The 20523-nt window shown below is 72.9% G+C and carries 16 protein-coding genes; 8 read left to right on the forward strand and 8 right to left on the reverse strand.

Going from position 1 to position 20523, the window contains the following annotated elements; all coding sequences use genetic code 11:
- Nucleotides 1-258 precede the first annotated feature (258 nt).
- The 3 genes from ACZ4EF_RS22720 to ACZ4EF_RS22730 all read right to left on the reverse strand — a co-directional run bounded on the left by ACZ4EF_RS22720 (nt 259) and on the right by ACZ4EF_RS22730 (nt 2404).
- A complete protein-coding gene (locus ACZ4EF_RS22720) occupies nt 259-1446 on the reverse strand; it encodes a lipid-transfer protein (RefSeq protein WP_467506259.1) in 1188 nt (395 codons plus the stop codon).
- Nucleotides 1443-1919, reverse strand: coding sequence for a Zn-ribbon domain-containing OB-fold protein (locus ACZ4EF_RS22725; RefSeq protein ID WP_467506260.1), 477 nt, complete (start codon nt 1917-1919; stop codon nt 1443-1445). Before ACZ4EF_RS22725 ends, ACZ4EF_RS22720 begins: the two co-directional genes overlap by 4 nt.
- A 119-nt stretch (nt 1920-2038) precedes the next feature.
- A complete protein-coding gene (locus ACZ4EF_RS22730) occupies nt 2039-2404 on the reverse strand; it encodes an Mpo1-like protein (protein WP_467506261.1) in 366 nt (121 codons plus the stop codon).
- 122 nt (nt 2405-2526) lie between these two features.
- On the opposite strand from ACZ4EF_RS22730, the gene ACZ4EF_RS22735 reads away from it, so the two are divergent.
- The 5 genes from ACZ4EF_RS22735 to ACZ4EF_RS22755 are packed head-to-tail and all read left to right on the forward strand — an operon-like array spanning nt 2527 to nt 7466.
- Entirely contained in the window at nt 2527-3435 is a 909-nt protein-coding gene (locus ACZ4EF_RS22735; protein ID WP_467506262.1) for an NUDIX hydrolase, read from the forward strand.
- Entirely contained in the window at nt 3432-4550 is a 1119-nt protein-coding gene (locus ACZ4EF_RS22740; RefSeq protein ID WP_467506263.1) for a protein kinase family protein, read from the forward strand. The genes ACZ4EF_RS22735 and ACZ4EF_RS22740 overlap by 4 nt, the downstream gene beginning before the upstream one ends.
- Nucleotides 4551-4587: 37 nt before the next feature.
- The gene (locus tag ACZ4EF_RS22745) at nt 4588-5598 is read left to right on the forward strand and encodes a hypothetical protein (protein WP_467506264.1); all 1011 of its coding nucleotides are present in this window, start codon (nt 4588-4590) and stop codon (nt 5596-5598) included.
- Nucleotides 5598-6932, forward strand: a complete 1335-nt coding sequence (locus ACZ4EF_RS22750) for an adenylosuccinate synthetase (protein WP_467506265.1) — start codon at nt 5598-5600, stop codon at nt 6930-6932. The genes ACZ4EF_RS22745 and ACZ4EF_RS22750 overlap by 1 nt, the downstream gene beginning before the upstream one ends.
- Nucleotides 6933-6941: 9 nt before the next feature.
- Nucleotides 6942-7466: an NUDIX domain-containing protein gene (locus ACZ4EF_RS22755; protein WP_467506266.1), complete on the forward strand. Its 525-nt coding sequence runs from the start codon at nt 6942-6944 to the stop codon at nt 7464-7466.
- A 3-nt stretch (nt 7467-7469) separates the two neighbouring features.
- On the opposite strand, the gene ACZ4EF_RS22760 is transcribed toward ACZ4EF_RS22755, so the two are convergent.
- Complete coding sequence (locus ACZ4EF_RS22760; protein ID WP_467506267.1) at nt 7470-9830, reverse strand: glycoside hydrolase family 31 protein; 2361 nt, start codon at nt 9828-9830, stop codon at nt 7470-7472.
- Between the two features lie 422 nt (nt 9831-10252).
- Here ACZ4EF_RS22760 and ACZ4EF_RS22765 point away from each other — a divergent pair, with 422 nt between their 5' ends.
- The gene (locus tag ACZ4EF_RS22765; RefSeq protein ID WP_467506268.1) at nt 10253-12271 is read left to right on the forward strand and encodes an acetoacetate--CoA ligase; all 2019 of its coding nucleotides are present in this window, start codon (nt 10253-10255) and stop codon (nt 12269-12271) included.
- Nucleotides 12272-12311: 40 nt separating this feature from the next.
- Here the strand turns inward: ACZ4EF_RS22765 and ACZ4EF_RS22770 are convergent, their stop codons facing one another.
- Nucleotides 12312-13907 carry a cellulose binding domain-containing protein gene (locus tag ACZ4EF_RS22770; protein WP_401724811.1) on the reverse strand — a complete coding sequence of 532 codons (1596 nt, stop codon included), beginning with the start codon at nt 13905-13907 and terminating at the stop codon, nt 12312-12314.
- Nucleotides 13908-14025: 118 nt separating this feature from the next.
- Nucleotides 14026-15354, reverse strand: a complete 1329-nt coding sequence (locus ACZ4EF_RS22775) for an aminotransferase class I/II-fold pyridoxal phosphate-dependent enzyme (protein WP_467506269.1) — start codon at nt 15352-15354, stop codon at nt 14026-14028.
- Nucleotides 15355-15448: 94 nt separating this feature from the next.
- Here ACZ4EF_RS22775 and ACZ4EF_RS22780 point away from each other — a divergent pair, with 94 nt between their 5' ends.
- Nucleotides 15449-16756: an MFS transporter gene (locus tag ACZ4EF_RS22780; protein ID WP_467506270.1), complete on the forward strand. Its 1308-nt coding sequence runs from the start codon at nt 15449-15451 to the stop codon at nt 16754-16756.
- 38 nt (nt 16757-16794) lie between these two features.
- Nucleotides 16795-17778 (forward strand): hypothetical protein, encoded by a 984-nt coding sequence (locus tag ACZ4EF_RS22785; protein ID WP_401724820.1) that lies wholly within the window; start codon nt 16795-16797, stop codon nt 17776-17778.
- 133 nt (nt 17779-17911) lie between these two features.
- Here ACZ4EF_RS22785 and ptsP read toward each other — a convergent pair whose 3' ends face one another.
- Both ptsP and ACZ4EF_RS22795 read right to left on the reverse strand, forming a co-directional pair.
- Complete coding sequence (ptsP, locus tag ACZ4EF_RS22790; RefSeq protein ID WP_391050064.1) at nt 17912-19582, reverse strand: phosphoenolpyruvate--protein phosphotransferase; 1671 nt, start codon at nt 19580-19582, stop codon at nt 17912-17914.
- A gap of 90 nt (nt 19583-19672) precedes the next feature.
- Nucleotides 19673-20122: a PTS sugar transporter subunit IIA gene (locus ACZ4EF_RS22795; protein ID WP_402711294.1), complete on the reverse strand. Its 450-nt coding sequence runs from the start codon at nt 20120-20122 to the stop codon at nt 19673-19675.
- Nucleotides 20123-20523 lie beyond the last annotated feature (401 nt).

Here is a 20523-nt window from a genome sequence, read left to right on the forward strand (position 1 = left end):
GGCGGCGGCGCGGACCGCCGGTGGCCGGTGCCCCTCCCGCCGACCGGCTCCGCGCCACCGGAAGTGTTCTCCAGGGGTGACGGAGCGTCAAGAAGCGTGACCGATCAGGTCACTTCACGACGAAGCCGCGACCGATCCCCACCGTGTGACCCGACACGCGTCGGTACGGTCCGGCCCGGTGCGCGTCCGACCAACCCGTGCGGCCCGGTGCGCGTCCGCCCGGCCCGTACGATCCGCTACGCGCCCCCCGGTGCCCGGTCACTTCACCACGACCACCGCGGAGCCGTGCCCGAACAGCCCCTGGTTGGCGGTGATTCCGAGCCGCGCGCCCGCGACCTGCCGCCCTTCCGCCCGGCCGCGGATCTGGCGGACCAGCTCGCAGACCTGCGCGATGGCCTGGGCGGGTACGGCCTCGCCGAAGGACGCCAGGCCGCCGCTGGTGTTGACCGGGATGGCGCCGCCCAGCGCGGTCGCCCCCGATCGCAGCAGTTTGGCGCCCTCACCCGCCGGGCACAGGCCCAGATCCTCGTACCACTGGAGTTCCAGGGCGGTCGACAGGTCGTAGACCTCCGCCAGGTCGAGGTCTCCCGGCGCGATCCCGGCTTCCTCGTACGCCGCCGCCGCGATCGAGGCGCGCGGCTCCCGTTCGGGCGGGGGCACGGCGACGGCGGAGTCACCTGCGATGTCCGGCAAGTCCGGTACGGTGCGCGGGTATTGGGGCGTCACGGTGGAGACCGCGCGGATCCGTACCGGGGCGGAGGTGTGCCGCCGGGCGAAGTCCATGCTCGACAGCACGAGCGCGGCGCCGCCGTCCGAGGTGGCGCAGATGTCCAGCAGTCGCAGCGGATCGGCGACGACCGCGGAGGCCGCGACCTCTTCGGCGCTGACCGGCTCGCGGTAGCGGGCCAGTGGATTGGCCGCGCCCGCACGGGAGTTCTTGACCTTGACCTGCGCGAAGTCGTCGAGTGTGTCACCGTGCACGGCCATCCTGCGGCGCGCGTACAGGCCGAAGTAGCCGGGGTTGGTGGCGCCGAGGACCCGGAAGCGCAGCCAGTCGGGGTCGTCGGGCCGCTCGCCGCCCGCGGGGGCGAAGAAGCCCTTGGGCGCGGAGTCGGCGCCGACCACGAGCGCCACGTCGGTGAGGCCCGCCAGGATCTGCGCGCGGGCGGTCGCGATGGCCTGCGCCCCGGAGGCGCACGCGGCGTAGACGCTGGTGACGCGGGCGCCCTGCCAGCCGAGCGCCCGCGCGAAGGTCGCGCCCGCCACGTATCCGGGATAGCCGCCGCGTACGGTGTCGGCGCCCACCACCGACCGCACCTCGCGCCAGTCGAGGCCCGCGTCCGCGAGGGCCGCGCGAGCGGCGGTGACCCCGTATTCGGTGAACGGCCGCCCCCACTTGCCCCAGGGGTGCATGCCGGCGCCGAGCACCGCGATGTCGGCGGTCATCGGGCACCGCCCACGGGCCGCCAGTTCCAGGTGCCGCGCCCGGTGTCGGCGCCGCCCGTACCGTCGGCTGCCGTCTCCCCGAGCACCCCGGGCACCAGCTCGACCGGCATCCCGACCGCGAGATCGGCCGGGGTCACTCCGGGCGCCGCCTGTCCCAGCACGACCATCCGCTCGTCCGCCAGCTCGACGGCGACCAGGGTGTACGGCTGCCACGCGTGTCCGGGGTCCGAGGGATACGGCGGCGGCGTCCGGTAGCGGGCGTCGGTGTACGACCAGACGTGCCCGGTCCTGGAGAGCGGGAACTCGTCCAAGTCGGTACCCGCGCACGCGGGGTTGCGGCAGAAGGAGTCCTCACGGGGGAAGAACACGCTTCCGCAGTCGCGGCACCGGGTGCCGAGCAGCCGGAAGTCGGCTCCCGTCCCCTCGGTGAACCAGCCCTCGACCACCGGCGGTGTGCGCCTGTGCTGCTCCACGCGGCCTCCCCGGCTCGCCATCTGACGGATCGTCAGTAGTGTGCCACGGGCGGCCCGCCGGCGGAACAGCGCCGGACCGCGCGACGTCGGCGGGCCGGAAGGGCCGGTGCGAGGCGGTGTCAGGCGTCGTCGCCCGTGCCGCCCTGCTCCGCCAGCCACTTTTCCGCCGTCTCGGCCAGTTCGGCGTCCCGTCCGGCGAGCATGGTGGTGATCATCTTGACGTCGCCGCGCAGTGACCACGCCGGGTGCCCGAAGGTCGCCGGATTGTTCTTCTCGATCAGGAAGTGGGCGGGCCACGCCGTTCCGTACCCGATCAGCGGCAGCGCCGCCGCGTACCGCTTGCGGCCCCGCGCCAGGCCGTACCCGGTGACCGCGAGGCCGGTGAGCGTGCCCACCAGGTGCACCCAGCGGGTGGCGGCCTTCGAGTGCATCGCCACGTAGTACGGCCAGAACTCCTCGAAAGTGCTGAACGTCTGCTTCGTCATTACCGCAGAGTAGCGCCGCCGCTGGACGGTGTCAGGGGTCGGTGCTATGGTCTTCTCGTAGTGAGAATGACTCACCCTGAGAACAACATACGGGGTGGGTTCGGCGCGAGATGGGGGCGATCATGACGGACGCGGTGAACACGCCGGAGTCGGCGGGGGAGTCGGCGGCGCGGCGGGAGCGGGACTTCCTCGACTCCTACGATCCGCGCACCTTCGACCCGATCGCCGTGACCGTCGACATCGTCGCGCTGACCCTGCGCGCCGACCGGCTGCACGTACTGGCCGTCGAGCGGGGCGGACCGCCGTTCGCGGGGGAGCGGGCACTGCCGGGCGGATTCGTCCGCGCGGGACGCGAGTCCCTGGACGAGGCGGCGGCGCGGGAGTTGGCCGAGGAGACCGGCCTGGACGCCACGGCGCTCGGCCGGGTCCACCTGGAACAGCTCGGCTCCTACGGCGTCCCCGACCGCGACCCGCGCATGCACGTGGTCTCGATCGCGTACCTCGCCTTCGCGCCGGGACTGCCCGATGCCACGCCGGGGAGCGACGCCGCGGGCGCCGCCTGGATCCCCGTCGAAGCAATCCTCCCGAAAGGGCAACCGGACACGGCGCCGCCGCGTCCCTTCGAGCAGGGTCGGCGGACCGGAATCTACGGGGGTGGTACCGGCCGCCGGCCCGCTTCTCACGGGAGCGCTCCCCGGCTCGCCTTCGACCACGACCGCATCCTCGCGGACGGTCTGGAACGCGCCCGCGGAAAGATCGAGTACACCCCGCTGGCCACGGCTTTCCTCGGCGAGACCTTCACCATCAGCGAATTGCGCGCGGTCTACGAGACGGTGTGGGGCGCGCCGCTGCACGCGGGCAACTTCCACCGCAAAGTGCTCTCCGTGCCGGGCTTCGTGGAGTCCACCGGCGAGACCGACAGCCGCCCCGGCAGCAAGGGCGGTCCGCGCGCCCGTCTCTACCGGGCAGGCGATGCCCGGTTGCTGCACCCGGCGCTGCTCCGCCCCGACCGGGAGGACGACGTCCGATGACCGCCACCACGAATCCGCTCGGTGACCCGGCCGGTGACCGGACCAACGGCCCGACGCGTGGCGCGAGTCGCGGACCCCTCGGCGACCCCGGCAACGACCCGGCGGGCGCACCGATACGCACTTTCGAGGACGCCCTCGCCGCCCTCGACGCCGACTTCCCGGCCGACGCCCACGACGCGGTCCGCCACTACCGGCGGCTCGCCCGGCTGCTGCACCCCGACGCCGCACCGCCCGGCCGCACCGCGGAGGCCGCCGCGGCCTTCGCCCGGCTGTCCGCCCGCCACCACCACACCGACGAAAGGGCCACCGCTCCCATCGTCACCACCGCGGACCGCCGCTACGTCCTCGGCCCGGTCCTGGCCACCGGCGACCTCGCCGTCCTGCGGACCGCCCACTACGACGAGAACGGCGACCGGCGCGAGGCCGTACTGAAGATCCCGCAACGGCCCCGCGACAACGACCTGTTGGAGCACGAGGCCGACGTGCTGCGCCGCCTCGACACCGTCGGCGAACGGCGGCACCGCGCGTACGCCCCGCAACTGATCGAGAGCTTCAGGCACCGCGACACCGACGGCGTCGAGCGGCACGTCAACGCGCTCGTACCGCTCACCGGCTTCCACACGCTCGCCGAGGTCGCCGCCGCCCACCCCGGCGGCCTCGACCCGCGCGACGCGGCCTGGATGTGGCGCCGCCTGCTGACCGCGCTCGGCTGGGCCCACCGCGCCCGGCTGGTGCACGGCGCCGTCTTCCCCGAACACGTCCTCATCCACCCCGAGTTGCACGGCCTGGTCCTGGTCGACTGGTGCTACGCGACCGCCTTCGACACCCATGTGCCGGTCCTCGTCGACCGGCACAGGGACGCCTATCCGCCCGAGGTCCCGGAGCGCCGACCGGCCTCCCCGGCCACCGACATCCACCTCGCCGCGCTCTGCGTGCGGCAGCTCATGGGCGACCGGGCACCGGCGCCGATGCGCGCCTTCCTGCGCGCGTGCGTACTGCCCTCGCAGAACGCACGCCCGCAGGACGCCTGGCAGCTCCTCGGCGAGCTGGACGACCTGCTGGAACGGCTCTACGGGCCGCGCACCTTCCGCCCGTTCGCCATGCCGCACATCTGACAACCGCGACACCACCACGACACAAGGGGGAACCACCATGGGCAGCGGAAGCTGGTCCACCAATGTCTACGACGCCGCCGCGCGCTACCGCGCCGCGTCCGGCTCCGGCGCCTTCGCCTACAGCGACCACGTCACCGGCTCGTCCCCGCGCAGCAGTTGGGCGGCCCACCCGTCACTCGACCCCAAGAACATCACCCTGCGGGAGAGCCGCGACTCCGCGGAACACCCCACCTCGCTCGCCATCGCCGTGCTCTTCGACGTCACCGGCTCGATGCGCACCGTGCCGCAGGTGCTCCAGACCAAGCTCCCCGAGCTGTTCGGCCTGCTGCTGCGCAAGGGCTACACCGAGCACCCGCAGGTGATGTTCGGCGCGGTCGGCGACGCCACCTGCGACCGGGTGCCCCTCCAGATCGGGCAGTTCGAGTCCGACAACCGGATGGACGACGACCTCGGCAACATCCTCCTGGAGGGCGGGGGCGGCGGCCAGATGAGCGAGTCGTACGAACTCGCGCTCTACACCATGGCCCGGCACACCGCGCTGGACTGCCACGAGAAGCGCGGGCGGCGAGGCTACCTGTTCCTGATCGGCGACGAGATGCCGTACGGCAAGGTCAAGGCGCGCGAGGTGTGGGACGTCCTCGGCGAGCGCATCCCGCAGGACATCCCGATCACCGACATCGTCACCGAACTCCAGCGCACCTACCACGTCCACTACATCCTCCCGGCGGGCTCCTCCTACGTCGGCAACACCGAAGTGCTCGGCATCTGGCGGAAGTTGCTCGGCCAGAACGTCATCGAGCTGGACGACCTCGACGCGGTCTGCGAGACCATCGCGCTGACCGTCGGCCTCGGCGAGGAGGCGATCGACCTCGCCGCGGGCCTGGCCGACCTGGCCGACGTCGGCTCGGCGGCGGGCGACAGCGTCAGCAAGGCGCTCGCCGGACTCGACCGCGGCAGGGACGGCGCGGCCCGCGGCAGCGCCCTCGCCGTCTCCGACGCGCCCCTCACCGACGGCGACGCGGGTCCCGCCACCACCACGAGGCTGTAGTGCACACCATCGTCGTCGACCTCGGATTCGGGGACGCGGGCAAGGGCGTCGCCGTCGACCGGCTCTGCCAGGACGGTACGGTCCAGGCGGTCGTCCGGTTCAACGGCGGCGCCCAGGCCGCGCACAACGTCGTCACCGCCGACGGCCGCCACCACACCTTCGCGCAGTTCGGCTCCGGCACGCTGCGCGGGGTCCGCACCCACCTGTCGCGGTTCATGACCGTCGACCCGCTCGCGCTGGCCGCCGAGGCCGACCACCTGCGCACGGTCGGCGTCCCCGACCCGTACGCCCTGCTGTCCGTCGACCGTGCGGCGCCGATCGCCACCCCGTACCACGCCGCCGCCAACCGGCTGCGGGAGCAGGCGCGCGGCGCCGACCGGCACGGCTCCTGCGGGATGGGCGTGGGCGAGGCCGCCGCGTACGCGCTCGCCCACCCCGGCGACGCGCCGACCGTCGGCGACTGCGCGTCACGCCCCCGGCTGCTGCGCCAACTGCGCCTGCTGCGCGACCGGTTGGCGGACGAGTTGGGCCCGCTTTCCGCGCCGCCGGTCGAGGACTGCGCGGAAGTCCTCGCCGCCTTCGCCCGTACGGTCACCCTGACCGACGGGGCCGCGCTGCACGACCTCCTGCGGCGGGGCCCGGTGGTCTTCGAGGGCGCCCAGGGCGTCCTGCTGGACGAATGGCACGGCTTCCACCCGTACACCACCTGGTCCACCACCACCTTCGCCAACGCCGAGACGCTGCTGGCCGAGGTGGGCACACCGGGCGAGGCACGGCGGCTGGGCGTCGTGCGCACCTACACCACCCGGCACGGGCCGGGCCCGCTCGTCACCGAGGACCCGGAGCTGACACCGCTGCTGCCCGAGCCGCACAACGGCCACGGCCGCTGGCAAGGCGCCTTCCGCACCGGCCACTTCGACGCCGTCGCGCACGCGTACGCCGTGGAGGTCTGCGGGGGAGTGGACGCCCTCGCCGTCACCCACCTCGACGCGCCCGCCCGCGCCCGCGGCCTGCGCATCTGCCGCGCCTACGGCATCGACGGCACCCTCGTCGAACGCCTCCCGCCGGGTCCGCCCGGCGACCTGGCCCGCCAGGCCGCCCTCACCGCGCGCCTCCAGCGCGCCCGACCGGCCCTGTGGGACACGCCCGGACGCGACCCGCGCCGCTGGTCGGACGCGATCGGCGCGGCCCTGGGCGCCCCCGTCCTGCTGGAGTCCTCGTCCCCGACCCGCCAGGTCCTGCGCAAGCCGCCCCGCGGCCCAAAAGCCGGCCCGACCCGTGAGCCCGCCTCTGAAGCGGTTCGGCACCCCACCCGCACGACCGCTGTCCGATAAGGTCCCGCCGTGGCCAAGGACTCTCACTGCTCGTCATGCGGCGCGCCCTTCGGCGCCGACCCCGGATGGCCGCGCACCTGCGGAAACTGCGGGGCCGTCAGCTACCGCAACCCGCTGCCCGTCGCCGTCGCCCTGCTCCCGGTACGGCACACCGACGGCACGGGGCTCGTCGTGATCCGCCGGACGATCGAGCCGCGCCTGGGCCGACTCGCCCTGCCCGGCGGCTTCATCGACTTCGGCGAGAGCTGGGAACAGGCCGTCGTCCGGGAGCTGTCGGAGGAGACCGGCATCCGCGCCTCGGCGGCGGACGTCACCCTCGCCGACGCGCTCACCGACGAGGACGGCGGATATCTGCTGCTGTTCGGCCTGCTGCCGGAGCGCGACGCGGCCGAACTGCCGCCGTCCGTACCGACCGACGAGACCGATGGGCACCAGATCCTGCCGCGCCCGGCCGAGTTGGGCTTTCCCCTGCACACCCTGGCCGCCCGCCGCTGGTTCGACGGCGCTTACGACACGGCACCGCGCACCCGGTAACTTTTACGACGCCGTGCCGCGCACCCGCACCCGGTAGCCGACCGGCTCCCCGGCGTCCGCGCCGTCCCGCTCCACCACGACCTCGCCGTCCGCCCACCGAGAGGTGAACCGTTCCATCCGTGCCGTGCCCCAGCCCTCCGGGTCGCCGCTGAAGACGACACCGCTCCCGGTACGGCCGAGTCGCGGTGCCCACACCTCCAGTTCGACCTCGCCGTCCGCCCCGGCCACCGGCACGAGCGCACCCGCCCGCGCCAGTACCGGAATCCGGCCCAGCGGCGCGTCGAGCAGCACCTGACCGGGCCCGCGGTGCGCCGTACCGGTCGCGGTGTCGTACCACAGGCCGCGCGGCAGCCGTATCGCCCGCGTCAGCGAACCCGGTTCGAGCACCGGAGCCACCAACAGCGCGTCGCCTAGCAGGAAAGCGTCACCGCACTCGCGCAACGCCCGGTCACCCGGCGCGTTCCACCACAGCGGGCGGACGTACGGGGCGCCGGTGCGGTGCGCGACGTGCGCCAGCGACTCCAAATACGGCAGCAGCCGCACCCGCTCGGTCAGCGCGGCCCGCGCGTGCTCCAGCACCTCGGGGCCGAACTCCCACGGCTCGCGCCGCCCCGCGTCGATCGCCGAATGGGTGCGGAAGAACGGCAGATACGCGGCGAGTTGGAACCAGCGCAGATACAGCTCCGGCGACGGTGAACCGGTGAAGCCGCCCACATCGGGGCCCGAGTACGGCACCCCGCACAGGCCGAGCCCGAGGACCAGCGACAGGGACGCGCGCAGCCCCGGCCAGCCGGTCGCCACATCGCCCGACCAGGTGCCGCCGTACCGCTGCATGCCCGCCCAGCCGGAGCGCGAGAAGAGGAACGGCCGCTGCTCGGGGCGCAGTTCGCGCAGCCCCTCGTAGCCCGCGCGGGCCATCGTCAGGCCGTACACATTGTGCGCCTCGCGGTGGTCGCCGCCTCGGCCCTCCAAAGAGTGCCGCGCCGAGCGCGGCAGGGTGTTCTCGCCGAAGGACACGAAGGACACCGGCTCGTTCATGTCGTGCCAGACCCCGGAGAAGCCCTGATCGAGGCGCTCGGCGTACAACCGGCCCCACCACGCCCGCACCTGGGGGTCGGTGAAGTCGGGGAAGGCCGCATCGCCCGGCCAGACCACGCCGTTGACCTCCCGGCCCCGCGCGTCCCGCACGAACGCGCCTTCCTCGGTGCCGCTGTCGTAGACCGCCACGCCGGGCTCCGCCTTCACCGCCGGGTCCACGATCGACACCGTCCGGATCCCGGACTCGGCCAACTCCGCGGCCAGACCGGGCAGATCGGGAAACCGGCCCTTGTCGACGGTGAAGACCTGGTGGCCGTCGAAGTGGTCGATGTCCAGATGCAGCACCGACAGGGGCAGTTCGCGCTCGCGGTAGCCCGCCACGACCCGCCGCACCTCCCGCTCGCTGCCGAAGCCCCAGCGCGAGTGGTGGTGGCCCAGCGCCCAGCTCGGCGGCAGCGCGGGCCTGCCGGTCAGCGCCGTCCAGCCGTTGAGCACCCGTGACGGTGTACCGGTGATCACCCAGTAGCGCAGCGGCCCGCCGTCCATCCGCAGCTCGCAGCCGCCCGGCCGGTCGTGGCCCGAGCCCGCACCCTCCTCACCGTCCCGCAGCGTCACCCTGCCGTCCCACGTGTTGTCGTGGAAGACCAGGTGGCAGCCCGCGTCGGCGACCACGAGCTGCACCGGCATGGTGATGTACAGCGGGTCGTCGCCCGGCTCGAAGGAGCCGTCGGGGTCGGTGTTCCACAACCGGTAGCCGCCCGCGGGCAGCCGCGGTCCCACGGCCCGGCCGCCGAGCCCGTACACCCGCGCGTCGGCCGGGGTCTCCGAGCGCTGCACCCAGCGCGCGCCCACCCCCGGCTCACCGCCGGTCGGCTCCCACCAGCGCGGCGGCAGCTCCCTGCGCAGCAGCACGCCGCCGGGCGTGCGGATCTCCACCGCGCCGTGCCGCGACACCAGGACGGTGACGCGCTCGGACACCACCCGCCAGCCGTCCTTGTCCGGTTCGAGGATCGCCCGCAGATCCGCCTCGGGCCGCCCGCCGGCCAGCGCGTACGACGGGTCGGGATCCGCGCCGTCCCAGCCGCAGAAGACAGCGCCGCCGATCGCCACCCGTACCCGCAGCACCGAGCGCGCGAACCGCACCCGGCCGCCGCCGGGCAGCGGCTCCACCTCCTGCGCGGCGCCCGGCACCCGGGCGCGCTCGGCGCCGCGCCGCGGCAGATCCCGCGCGTCCGTGCGCCGCCGCCGCCAGGCCGAGCGTGTGGCACGCCGGCCCTCGGCGGAACCCGCCGTCCGCACCGACCGCAGCAGGTCCCGAGCGTCCATGCCCCCACCCTTCCATCGAAACCGCCGGTCGCGCCGCTCGTTCAGCCACCGTTCACCTGGAGGGGGCGGTGCGCGACCCGCGCCGGTCGCCGGCGCCGCCGACCCGGACCGCACCCCGCGCGCCCGTGCCCTCCCGGCGGCGGGGCCGGGCCCGCGCGGGCCCGGTGAGTGATCTTCCCAGGGATCTTGGCGGGAACCCCGGCGGGAGCCGGAAACAGAGCCGCCCCGCCGCCCGGACCACCCCCTCGGAACCCCTCGTCAAAGCCCCCGCCGACACCCGCCGCGCGACCCGTGGCCACCCCGCCCTGGCGCCGAAGACGATCACATGGCATCGTCCTGCCCAGGCCCGGGGCGGGACATTCCGCCCGCAGGGGACCAGCCGCAGATACGCGACGACGCGTACCGTCCGGGGAGCCGCCCATATGAGCACCACGCCCGAGCCCGCCGACAGCCCGGAACCCCTGTGGACGCCGGGACCCGAGCGGATCGCCCGCGCGCAGGTGACCCGGTTCCAGGACTGGACGGCCGAGCGGTACGGCGCCCCGGCCGCCGTGCCCGGCGACCCCGCCGCCAGCTACCACGCGCTGCACGCCTGGTCGGTCCGCGACCCCGACGCCTTCTGGCGCGCGATCACCGAGTGGTACGACGTCCGCTTCAGCACCCCGTACGAGACGGTGCTCGCCGACGCCTCGATGCCCGGCGCCCGCTGGTTCCCCGGCGGGACCCTCAACTACGCGGAGCACGCGCTGCGCCCGGCCCTCGACCCGGCCCGCGCGGACACCCCCGCCCTGCTGCACCTGGACGAGAGCCACGAGACCGGCACGGTGAGCTGGACCGAACTCAGCCGCCAGGTCGCCTCGCTCGCCGCGGCCCTGCGCCGCCTCGGCGTCACCCCCGGCGACCGCGTCAGCGGCTACCTGCCCAACATCCCGCAGGCCGTCGTCGCGCTGCTCGCCACCGCGGCCGTCGGCGGCGTATGGACCTCCTGCGCCCCGGACTTCGGCGCCCGCAGCGTCCTCGACCGCTTCCAGCAGGTCGAGCCCGTCGTGCTGTTCACCGTGGACGGCTACCGCTACGGCGGCAAGCGGCACGAACGGACCGACGTCGTCACCGAACTGCGCGCCGGGCTGCCCTCGTTGCGCGCCACCGTGCACATCCCGCTGCTCGGCACGCCCGCCCCCGAAGGCGCCCTGGACTGGGCGGACCTGACCGCAGACGACACCGCGCCCGCCTACGAGGCCGTGCCCTTCGACCACCCGCTGTGGGTGCTCTACTCCTCCGGCACCACGGGACTGCCCAAGGCCATCGTGCAGTCCCAGGGCGGCATCCTGCTCGAACACCTCAAGCAGACCGGCCTCCACCTTGACCTCGGCCCGGACGACCGCTTCTTCTGGTACACCTCCACCGGCTGGATGATGTGGAATTTCCTGGTCTCCGGGCTCCTGGCCGGTTCCACCGTCGTGCTCTACGACGGCAGCCCCGGCTACCCCGACGTCGCCGCCCAGTGGCGGGTGGCGGAACAGACCGGCACCACCGTCTTCGGCACCTCCGCCGCGTATGTGATCGCCTGCCGCAAGGCGGACATCCACCCCGGCCGTGACGTCGACCTGTCGGCCGTCAAGTGCGTGGCCACCACCGGCTCGCCGCTGCCGCCCGACGGCTTCCGCTGGCTGCACGACGAGGTCAAGGAAGACCTGTGGATCGCGTCGGTCAGCGGCGGCACCGATGTGTGCAGTTGCTTCGCGGGCGGTGTCCCCACCCTCCCCGTGCACATCGGTGAGCTCCAAGCGCCGTGCCTGGGGACCGACTTGCAGGCGTGGGACGCGCAGGGCCGCCCGGTCGTCGACGAGGTCGGCGAGCTGGTCGTCACCAACCCCATGCCGTCCATGCCCATCAGGTTCTGGAACGACCCGGACGGCGCCCGCTACCGCGAGAGCTACTTCGAGATGTTCCCCGGCGTGTGGCGGCACGGCGACTGGATCACCCTCACCGCGCGCGGCAGCGTCGTCATCCACGGCCGCTCCGACTCCACCCTCAACCGCCAGGGCGTCCGCATGGGTTCCTCCGACATCTACGAGGTTGTCGAACGCCTGCCGGAGATCCGCGAGTCGCTGGTCATCGGGATCGAACAGCCCGACGGCGGCTACTGGATGCCGCTGTTCGTGCAGCTCGCCGACGGCGCGGAACTGAACGACGCGCTGCGCGACCGGATCCGCACCGCGATCCGCGCCCAGCTCTCGCCGCGCCACGTACCCGACGAGGTCATCGCCGTCCCCGGCGTCCCCCACACCCTCACCGGCAAGCGCATCGAGGTCCCCGTCAAACGGCTTCTCCAGGGCACCGCGCTCGACAAGGCCGTCAACCCGGGTTCGGTGGACGACCTCGGGGTGCTGCGCTTCTACGAGCGGCTCGCCGCCGAACGCGCGAAGGGCCGCTCGTAGAAGGTCACTTCAGGCGCCGACGGTCACGTCCGCGTCGCCGTCATCCGGTGTACGCCGCGAAGATCTTCGAGAACTCGTACGGCGTCTGCGAGATGTTGGTGCACTTGTAGGTGGCGCCGGTGCACGCGTTTGCGTCCCGGCCCTCCTCCCAGAACGAGAGCATGCCCAGGTGCTTGCTCTGCGCGAAGGCGACGAGCTGACGGGCGTCGGCCTGGTCGTAGACGTGTCCGTCGTCGTTCTGGCCGAGCATCGGCGTCACGCCGACCATCGCCCAGAGCTGCGCGTCGGACTTGGTCGGATAGAGGGACTTGAGCTGTCCGAACAGGCTGTTGGCGGCCTGGACCGCCGCGTCGCCGTAGTCGACGCTCTGGTAGTAGTCCATGGCCATCACATTGACCATGTCCAGGTTGACGCCCGCGTTCTTCGCGGAGGTGACCACGTTCAACCCGTTCGTGTCGAGACCGTTGGGCAGCACGGGCAGGGTCAGCGAGATCCGCAGACTCGGGTGGGACTGCTGGAGCAGCGCCAACGCCTGTGAGCGCAGGGCGATCGACGCGGGTTCCGCGACCGCCGAGCCCTCGATGTCGAAGTCGACGTAGGACAGGTTGTACGCGTCGACCACGGCGCCGTACTCGGTGGCCAGCGCACTGGCCGAACCGCACGCCTGGGCCAGCTCGATGCCGCTCGCGCCGCCGAAGGAGACCTTCACGTCCCCGCCGGCCGCCCTGATGGCGTCGATCTGGTCCTTCGCCCACGCCTGGCGCGGGTCATAGGCGTTGAACCACGACGCCTTGCAGCCCGCCGAGGTGACGAAGGCGAGCGTGAAGCTCTTCACGCCGCTTGCCTGGGACATCGCCGTGAGACTCGGCGTCGGCCAGGCGCCCATGTCCACGTACGGCGCGGTACGGATCACGCCGGGGCTCGGATTCCCGCCGCCACCGGTCGCGCTCGTGGTGCCGCTGACGGCCGCGCTGTACGCCGAGTAGTTGCCCGCCGCGTCCTTGGCGCGGACCTGGAAGGAGTACGCGGTGGACGCCGCGAGACCCGTCGCGGTGTACGAGGTGCCGGTCACGGCGACCGGCGTGCCGCCGTTGCGTGAGACCTCGTAACCGGCCACGGAACCGGAGTTGTCGGTCGAGGCGTTCCACTTCACCGTCAGCGAGGAGCTGGTCGGCGAGCCCACGGTGACGCCGCCGGGCACGGTCGGAGGCGTGGTGTCGGAACCGCCGCCACCGCCGCCCGCGTCGCAAGAAGCCCCGTTGAGCTTGCAGTTGGCGGGGGTGGCGGTTCCCGAACCCACCCAGCCGAAGACGGCCGAGGCGCCCGGCGCGAGCGTCCCGTTGTAGTCGCGGTTGGTGAACGTGTAGTGCGTGCCGCCGGACGTGGCGGACTGGGTCAGCAGCGCGTCCCAGTAGCTGCCGACGCTGCTGCCGGAGGCCAGGTCGAACTCGACCTTCCAGGAACTGATCGCGGAACCGCTGCCGTTGGTGATCGTGTACTGCGCCTGGTAGCCGCTGCCCCAGTCCGAGGTCTTGGCGAAGGCCGCGCCGACGCCGCCGGCCGCCGAGGCGGGAGGAACGAGGAACAGGACGAGCGTGCCGAAGAGCGCGAGGAGGAGTGTGAGGGATCTTCGCATGCCGGACTCCCATTTGGTCTGTACCAATGCCGCCCAGGATCTGGATACTTGACCGGCGCCGCCCCCGTCAATAGCGCCGCTGGCACCTCACTGACCACCCCCGTCACGGTGCGGTGCCTCAACCCCCGTACGTGCTCGCGGAGTCGGCGAGCACGCGACCGAAGTCGGCGGCCAGCACGGCCGCTTCCGGCACCCGAAGGTCCGCGACGGTGATCCGTACGCCCGGACCCGCACCGATCCGGAACCGCGAGCCGCCCGCCACCCACCAGCCCTGCGACCGCAGGCCGTTGACGACCGCGGCCTCGTCGCGCACCGGCACCCACACATTCAGACCGCTCACCCCGGCCCCGGTGATCCCGTGCTCCGCGAGCGCCGCGATCAGCGCCTCGCGGCGCTCGGTGTACGCCGTCCCCGCCGCGGCGACCAGTTCCGCCGTCGCCGGATCGGTCACCAGCCGGACCACCGTCTCCTGGAGCACATGGCTGACCCAGCCTGACGTCAGCAGCATCCGGCCGTCGTGCCGGGCGAGCGTGACCGGGTCGCAGGCCATCGCCGTCCATCGCAGATCGGTGCCCAGATGCTTGGAGACCGTACGGATCTGCGCCCATCGCCCCGGACCCCGCGCCCCCGCCGTGGTCAGCGAGTGCAGCGGACCGCCCGCCGTGTCCGCGCTGTGGTCGTCCTCGACGACCAGCACCTCGGGCGACCCCGCCAGCACCGCGAGCAACTCCTCCCGGCGCGCCTCCGACACCCGCGACCCGTACGGATTCTGCGCGCGCGGACACAGCACCACCGCCCGCGCGCCGGCCCGCAGCGCCGACCGCAGCGCTTCCGGCCGCATCCCCTCGTCGTCCACCGCCACCGCGAGCGTCCGCAGCCCCAACGCCGGTACGAGATCGAGCAGATGGTGGAAGCCGGGGTCCTCGACGGCCACCGCGTCGCCGGGCCGCAGCTCCACCGACAGCAGCCGCGCGACGCAGTCCAGCGCGCCGTGCGCGAAGGTCACCTGCGCGTCGGGCACCCCGTCCCGGCGGAACCACGCCCGCGCCAGCTCCTCCAACTGCGGCAGCCGGGGCGAGGCGCGGTGCGAACGTGCGCCGGGCGACAGCCGTCCCGGCGGCACCAGATCCGGCAGGAAGGCCGGGTCCGGATGGCCGCCCGCCAGATCCCGCAGCCCCTCTGGCACCCGGGGCGGACGCCGCGAGGCCACCGAGGGCGCCGACGCGACCACCGTCCCGCCGCGCCCGCGCGTCACCACGATCCCGCGCCGCCGCAGCTCCTTGTACGCCGTCGCCACCGTCCCCGGACTCACGCCGAGCCCGTCCGCCAGCGTCCGCACCGGCGGCAGCGCGTCCCCCGGCCGCAACCGCCCTTCGGTCACCGCCCGTTCGGCCGACGCGGCAATCTCCCTGGCCGTCGCACCGCTGATCGCATATTGTGTTGCCACATACATGAGTATGTACCAATACAAAGCCGTACGGCAAGCGAGTACGTGGCGGACGAGCGGCGAACGGACCCGGTGACGAGGGGGAGCGGACACGATGCGGATACCGCCGATACCAGGAGGCCCGGACGGGCGGCGGATGCTCTGGATCAACCTCATCGACAAGACCGGCTCAGGACTCTGGGTCGCCGTCACCGCCCTCTACTTCGTCCTCATCGGCGGACTCAGCACCGGCCAGGCCGGACTGCTGCTCGGCCTCGGCGGCGCGGCCGGCATCGCGGGCGCGCCCGTCGCGGGCCGCCTGGCCGACCGCGTGCCGCTCACCCGCGTGCTGTTCGCCGTCCAACTCCTGCGCGGCGCCTCCAGCCTGCTGCTCCTGCTCGCCCACGGCTTCTGGCAACTGCTGCCCCTGGTCGCCCTCGGCAGCTTCGGCGAACGCTCCGCCTCCGTCCTCACCAAACTCTTCGCCGCCCGCGTCGCGGGACCCGACCGCGCCCGCTACCAGGCCGTACAGCGCACCGTCGTCAACGTCGGCTACACCGTCGGCGGCCTCGGGGCCTCCGCCGCCCTGGCCATCGGCACCAGCGCGGTCTACCGCGGCCTGCTCCTCGGCGACGCCCTGTCCTTCGTCCTCGTCGCCGCCCTGGTCGCCCGCTGCGCCGAACCCCCCTCGGCCAGCAGAACCGTCGCCGCCCACACCGGCCCGACCGCCACCACGGCCACAACCTCCCTCCCGCACCGCGAAGTCGGCGCCCGGTCGAACCCCTGGCGGGACCGCGGATACCTCCTCTACGCCGCCCTCGACTCGGCGATGTTCCTGTACGGCTGCGCGCTCAGCGTCGGCATGCCGCTGTGGATCATCACCCGCACCGACGCCCCGCACGGCCTCGCAGCCGCCATCTTCGTCGTCAACACCGTCATCGTGGTCGCCTTCCAGGTCCGGCTCTCCCGGCACGGCAGGACCCCACGCGTCGCCGCCGACTCTCTGCGCCGGGTCGCCGTATGGTTCCTGCTCTCCGGAGCCGCCACGGCCGTCGCCGTCGTCCACACGCGATGGGCCGCGACCGCCGCGATCCTCGCCGCCGCCATCGCCTTCACCGTCGTCGAGATGATCCAGTCCGCCATCTCCTGGGAACTGTCCGTCGCCCTCGCACCCGACGACGCACAGGGCAGCTACGTCGGCGTGCACGGCCTCGCCCAGTCCACCTCACGCTGCGTCGGCCCGCTGCTCATGACCTCCGTCGTCATCGCCACAGGACCGACCGGCTGGATCGCGCTCGGCGCCGTACTCGCCGCCGCAGCGCTCCTGCAACGCCGCCTGGTCCTGCGCCGCCTCGACCGACCGCACCCGACCGCCGCAGAACCGCCGTTGTCAGTGCCCCCGGTTACGGTGAGTGAGCACTAGGGGTCATCGGGACCCCGGTGCCACACCGAGGGGGAAGCATGTCCAGCACCAAGAACCGCACCACCCACCGCAAGAACCGCCACGCCCGCGCCGACCAGGCACAACGCCCGCCCCGGCACCGCGCGGCCCACCGCAGGGCGCTGCGCCGCGAAGCCCCCACTGTCGTCGCCCTGCTCCTGGACGACGAGGACTTCGCGGCCCTGACCGACCACCGCAGCTTCGCCTTCGACAACTACGCACAGTATCTGCACGCCGTCGACGCCTTCCTCCGCCACCTGCACGCCCAGGGCCACCACATCGCCGTCACACTCTTCGACCCCGACGCCTACGCCGCCTACTGCACCACCACCCGCCAGCCCCCGGACAGCGCCACCACCCGCACCCACTACACCGCGGAGGCGACCGCCGCGGGCCCCTCCATCGCCTACACCCGCCAGTCCCTCACCCTGCTGCGCGCCCAACTCGCCCACGAAGCCGACCGCCGCGCCACCTGGGAGAGCGCCACCGACGCCCTCACCCGGGCCGGCACCTGCCCCGACTGCGGACAGGACCTCGCCCACTGCGCCTTCGACCGCGCCTCCGACACCCTGCTGCGCCTCATCGAGACCGTCGGCCCCGGCACCCACCACGTCGTGTGCAGCCTCCCCGCCGACGACGGCCCACTGCTCGCCGCCGTCCACGTACACGCCGACACCGACGACACGATCGAACTCGCGGAGAACGACGCCCTCGTGCTCTGCACCGTCATGGCCGCCAGCACCGCCACCGGCCGGACCGGAGGCGTCGTCCTGCGCACCACCCACGACGACGAACGGCCCGACACCGTACGCGGCTGGTCCCTGCGCGACGGCCACCTCCACCCGCTCACCGAAGCGGAGGTCTTCAACGCCTACTGCACCGACGCCGCCACCGGCGACCCCGTACCGCCCGAGCACGGCGTCGTCTACCGCGCGGGACTCCCCCTGCCGCCACCGCCCGTCGACCACATCGGCCCGACGGGTCCCTTCGGACCCCTCACATGAGGGAGAGGCCGCAGTACGGGACCGGCTGGCGCGGAACACCGGGCCGATGACAAAACGGCGGAGGGCGCCCCACCCCGCACGGGTGGAACGCCCTCCGCCAACCGGCCCGACCGCCGTCGTAGCCGTCGTCGGCTCACTCGCCGGACAGCACGCCCTGCGCCGCCCGCCGCGCATCATCGGCGCTGTCGGTCGCCCGAGCCGCGGCAGCCGCACGCTCGCACTGCGCCAGCGTGTACTTCGCCAACGTCGCCCGCACATAAGGAATCGACGCCGCACCCATCGAAAGGCTGGTGACACCCAGACCCGTCAGCACACACGCGAGCAACGGATCCGCCGCCGCCTCACCGCACACACCACAGCTCTTGCCCTCGGCCCGAGCCGCGTCCGCGGACGCCGCCACCAGGTCGAGCAGCGCGGGCTGCCACGGGTCCTGAAGCCGCGACACCGCACCGACCTGCCGGTCCGCCGCGAAGGTGTACTGCGCCAGGTCATTGGTGCCGAGCGACAGGAACTCGACCTCCTGGAGAATCGACCGCGCCCGCAGCGCCGCCGACGGAATCTCCACCATCGCACCGAACTTCGCCCGCAGCCCCGCCGCACGGCACGCGTCCGCGAACGCCTTCGCGTCCTGACGGTCCGCCACCATCGGCGCCATGACCTCCAGATACACCGGAAGCCCCTCCGACGCCTTCGCCAGCGCGGTGAGCTGCGTCCGCAGCACCTCCGGGTGGTCGAGCAGCGACCGCAGCCCCCGCACACCCAGCGCCGGGTTGGGCTCGTCCGCGGGCGTCAGGAACTCCAGCGGCTTGTCGGCGCCCGCGTCGAGCACGCGCACCACCACCCGGCCCTCGGGGAACGCCTCGAGCACCTGGCGGTACGCCTGAACCTGCTTGTCCTCCGTCGGCGCCTTCGAGGAGTCGTCCAGGAACAGGAACTCCGTACGGAACAGACCCACGCCCTCCGCCCCCGCCGCCACCGCCGCGGGCACGTCGGCCGGCCCGCCGACATTCGCCAGCAACGGCACCTTGTGCCCGTCCGACGTCGCACCAGGACCCGACGACGCCGACAGCGCCGCCTTCCGGGCCGCGGCCGCCTCGGACAGCGCGGTCCGCTTCTCCTCGTCCGGCTCGACGAACACCTCACCGGTGCTGCCGTCGACCGCGATCAGCGTCCCCTCGGCCAGCTCACCCGCACCCGGCAGCGCCACCACGGCCGGCACCCCGAGCGCCCGCGCCAGAATCGCGCTGTGACTGGTCGGCCCGCCCTCCTCGGTGACGAAACCGAGCACCAACGCAGGGTCGAGCAGCGCCGTGTCCGCAGGCGCCAGATCACGCGCGATCAGCACATACGGCTCGTCGCTGTCCGGCACACCCGGCATCGGCACACCCAGCAGCCGCGCCACGATCCGGTTCCGCACGTCGTCCAGATCCGCGACCCGACCGGCCAGATACTCACCAGCGCCCGCCAACAGCGCCCGGTAGGAGGCGAAAGCGTCGTACACCGCGCGCTCGGCCGTACTCCCCACCGCGATCCGGCGCTCGGCGTCGGCCAGCAGCTCCGGGTCCTGCGCCATCAGCGCCTGCGCCTCAAGCACCGCCTGCGCCTCGCCGCCCGCGAGATGACCACGCGCGGTCAGATCGGCGGCCACCGCCTCGACGGCCTGCCGCGCCCGACCCTGCTCGCGCGGAGCGTCGTCCGCCGGGATCTGCTTGGCGGGCGGCTCCAGAACAGCGGTGCCCATGTGCCGTACCTCGCCGATCGCCACACCGTGGCTGACACCGACGCCTCGCAGCGTTGTCTCCATCTCACCCGTCTCCGGTCGATGCGGCGGGTCGATGACGCCGCCGCTTAGGTTGCGTGCCCCCGCTGGCCTGACTCCTGGCGGAGCGCGGGACTACTTCCAGATGAAGAGAGTGCCGCCCGCTTCGATCTCGCCGCTCTCCGCGACCTCGCCGAGCGCTTCCACCGTGGCCTCGAGCGCGACCACGGGGCACACCGGCGACTTCCCGGCCTCCTCGACGGCCGCCGGATTCCACCGGACGACCTCCTGGCCGCGGCTGACGGTGTCGCCCTTGGACACCAGCAACTCGAATCCCTCGCCATTGAGCTGAACGGTGTCGATGCCGAGGTGCGTCAGCACTCCGTGCCCTTCGTCGTCCACGACGACGAACGCGTGCGGGTGCAGAGAAACAACGACTCCGTCCACCGGGGACACCGCCACCGTCGACTCGCGCACGGGGTCGATGGCCGTACCCGGTCCCACCATGGCGCCGGAGAACACGGGGTCGGGCACTGCCGCGAGCCCGATGGCCCGTCCGGCCAGCGGAGAAGAAACGGTCGTCATGGGAAGCCTCCTATATGCGGAGCTCAAGACGCCGTCACTGCCTGTCACCGGACGGCGAGGCCGCGAGAGCAGCCTAAGTCATGTCAAGTATGGATTCCGCCCGAGCGGAAGCGACCACATGATGACCCTTCCCGATCGGAAGTCTGTCATCCGGCCACCCTCAGCCACCGTGACTGTCACCGCGACCGTAACGGCCGCGGTCGATTTGCTCCGAGCGAGGGAGTCCAGTACGTTGGCACAACCGCCTCGACGAGACCCGCGGAAACGTGTGTGCTCGGAACGGGGTTGGTAATTCCGACCGAATAGCTTCTGCTAAAGTCGGAGACACGACGAAGGGAAAGCCCGGAGGGCCGGTGAAACGGTCTGAAGGAAGCTTCCGTTCCTTGAGAACTCAACAGCGT

The sequence above is a fragment of the Streptomyces sp. NPDC025721 genome, assembly GCF_055558595.1.

Bases quoted from the DNA above. Each gene is read 5' to 3' on its own strand.
- ACZ4EF_RS22735 (WP_467506262.1), top strand. From the start codon at position 2,527: ATGACGGACGCGGTGAACACGCCGGAGTCGGCGGGGGAGTCGGCGGCG.
- ACZ4EF_RS22785 (WP_401724820.1), top strand. From the start codon at position 16,795: ATGTCCAGCACCAAGAACCGCACCACCCACCGCAAGAACCGCCACGCC.
- ACZ4EF_RS22730 (WP_467506261.1), bottom strand. From the start codon at position 2,404: ATGACGAAGCAGACGTTCAGCACTTTCGAGGAGTTCTGGCCGTACTAC.
- ACZ4EF_RS22740 (WP_467506263.1), top strand. From the start codon at position 3,432: ATGACCGCCACCACGAATCCGCTCGGTGACCCGGCCGGTGACCGGACC.
- ACZ4EF_RS22795 (WP_402711294.1), bottom strand. From the start codon at position 20,122: ATGACGACCGTTTCTTCTCCGCTGGCCGGACGGGCCATCGGGCTCGCG.
- ACZ4EF_RS22745 (WP_467506264.1), top strand. From the start codon at position 4,588: ATGGGCAGCGGAAGCTGGTCCACCAATGTCTACGACGCCGCCGCGCGC.
- ACZ4EF_RS22780 (WP_467506270.1), top strand. From the start codon at position 15,449: ATGCGGATACCGCCGATACCAGGAGGCCCGGACGGGCGGCGGATGCTC.
- ACZ4EF_RS22720 (WP_467506259.1), bottom strand. From the start codon at position 1,446: ATGACCGCCGACATCGCGGTGCTCGGCGCCGGCATGCACCCCTGGGGC.
- ACZ4EF_RS22765 (WP_467506268.1), top strand. From the start codon at position 10,253: ATGAGCACCACGCCCGAGCCCGCCGACAGCCCGGAACCCCTGTGGACG.
- ptsP (WP_391050064.1), bottom strand. From the start codon at position 19,582: ATGGAGACAACGCTGCGAGGCGTCGGTGTCAGCCACGGTGTGGCGATC.
- ACZ4EF_RS22760 (WP_467506267.1), bottom strand. From the start codon at position 9,830: ATGGACGCTCGGGACCTGCTGCGGTCGGTGCGGACGGCGGGTTCCGCC.
- ACZ4EF_RS22770 (WP_401724811.1), bottom strand. From the start codon at position 13,907: ATGCGAAGATCCCTCACACTCCTCCTCGCGCTCTTCGGCACGCTCGTC.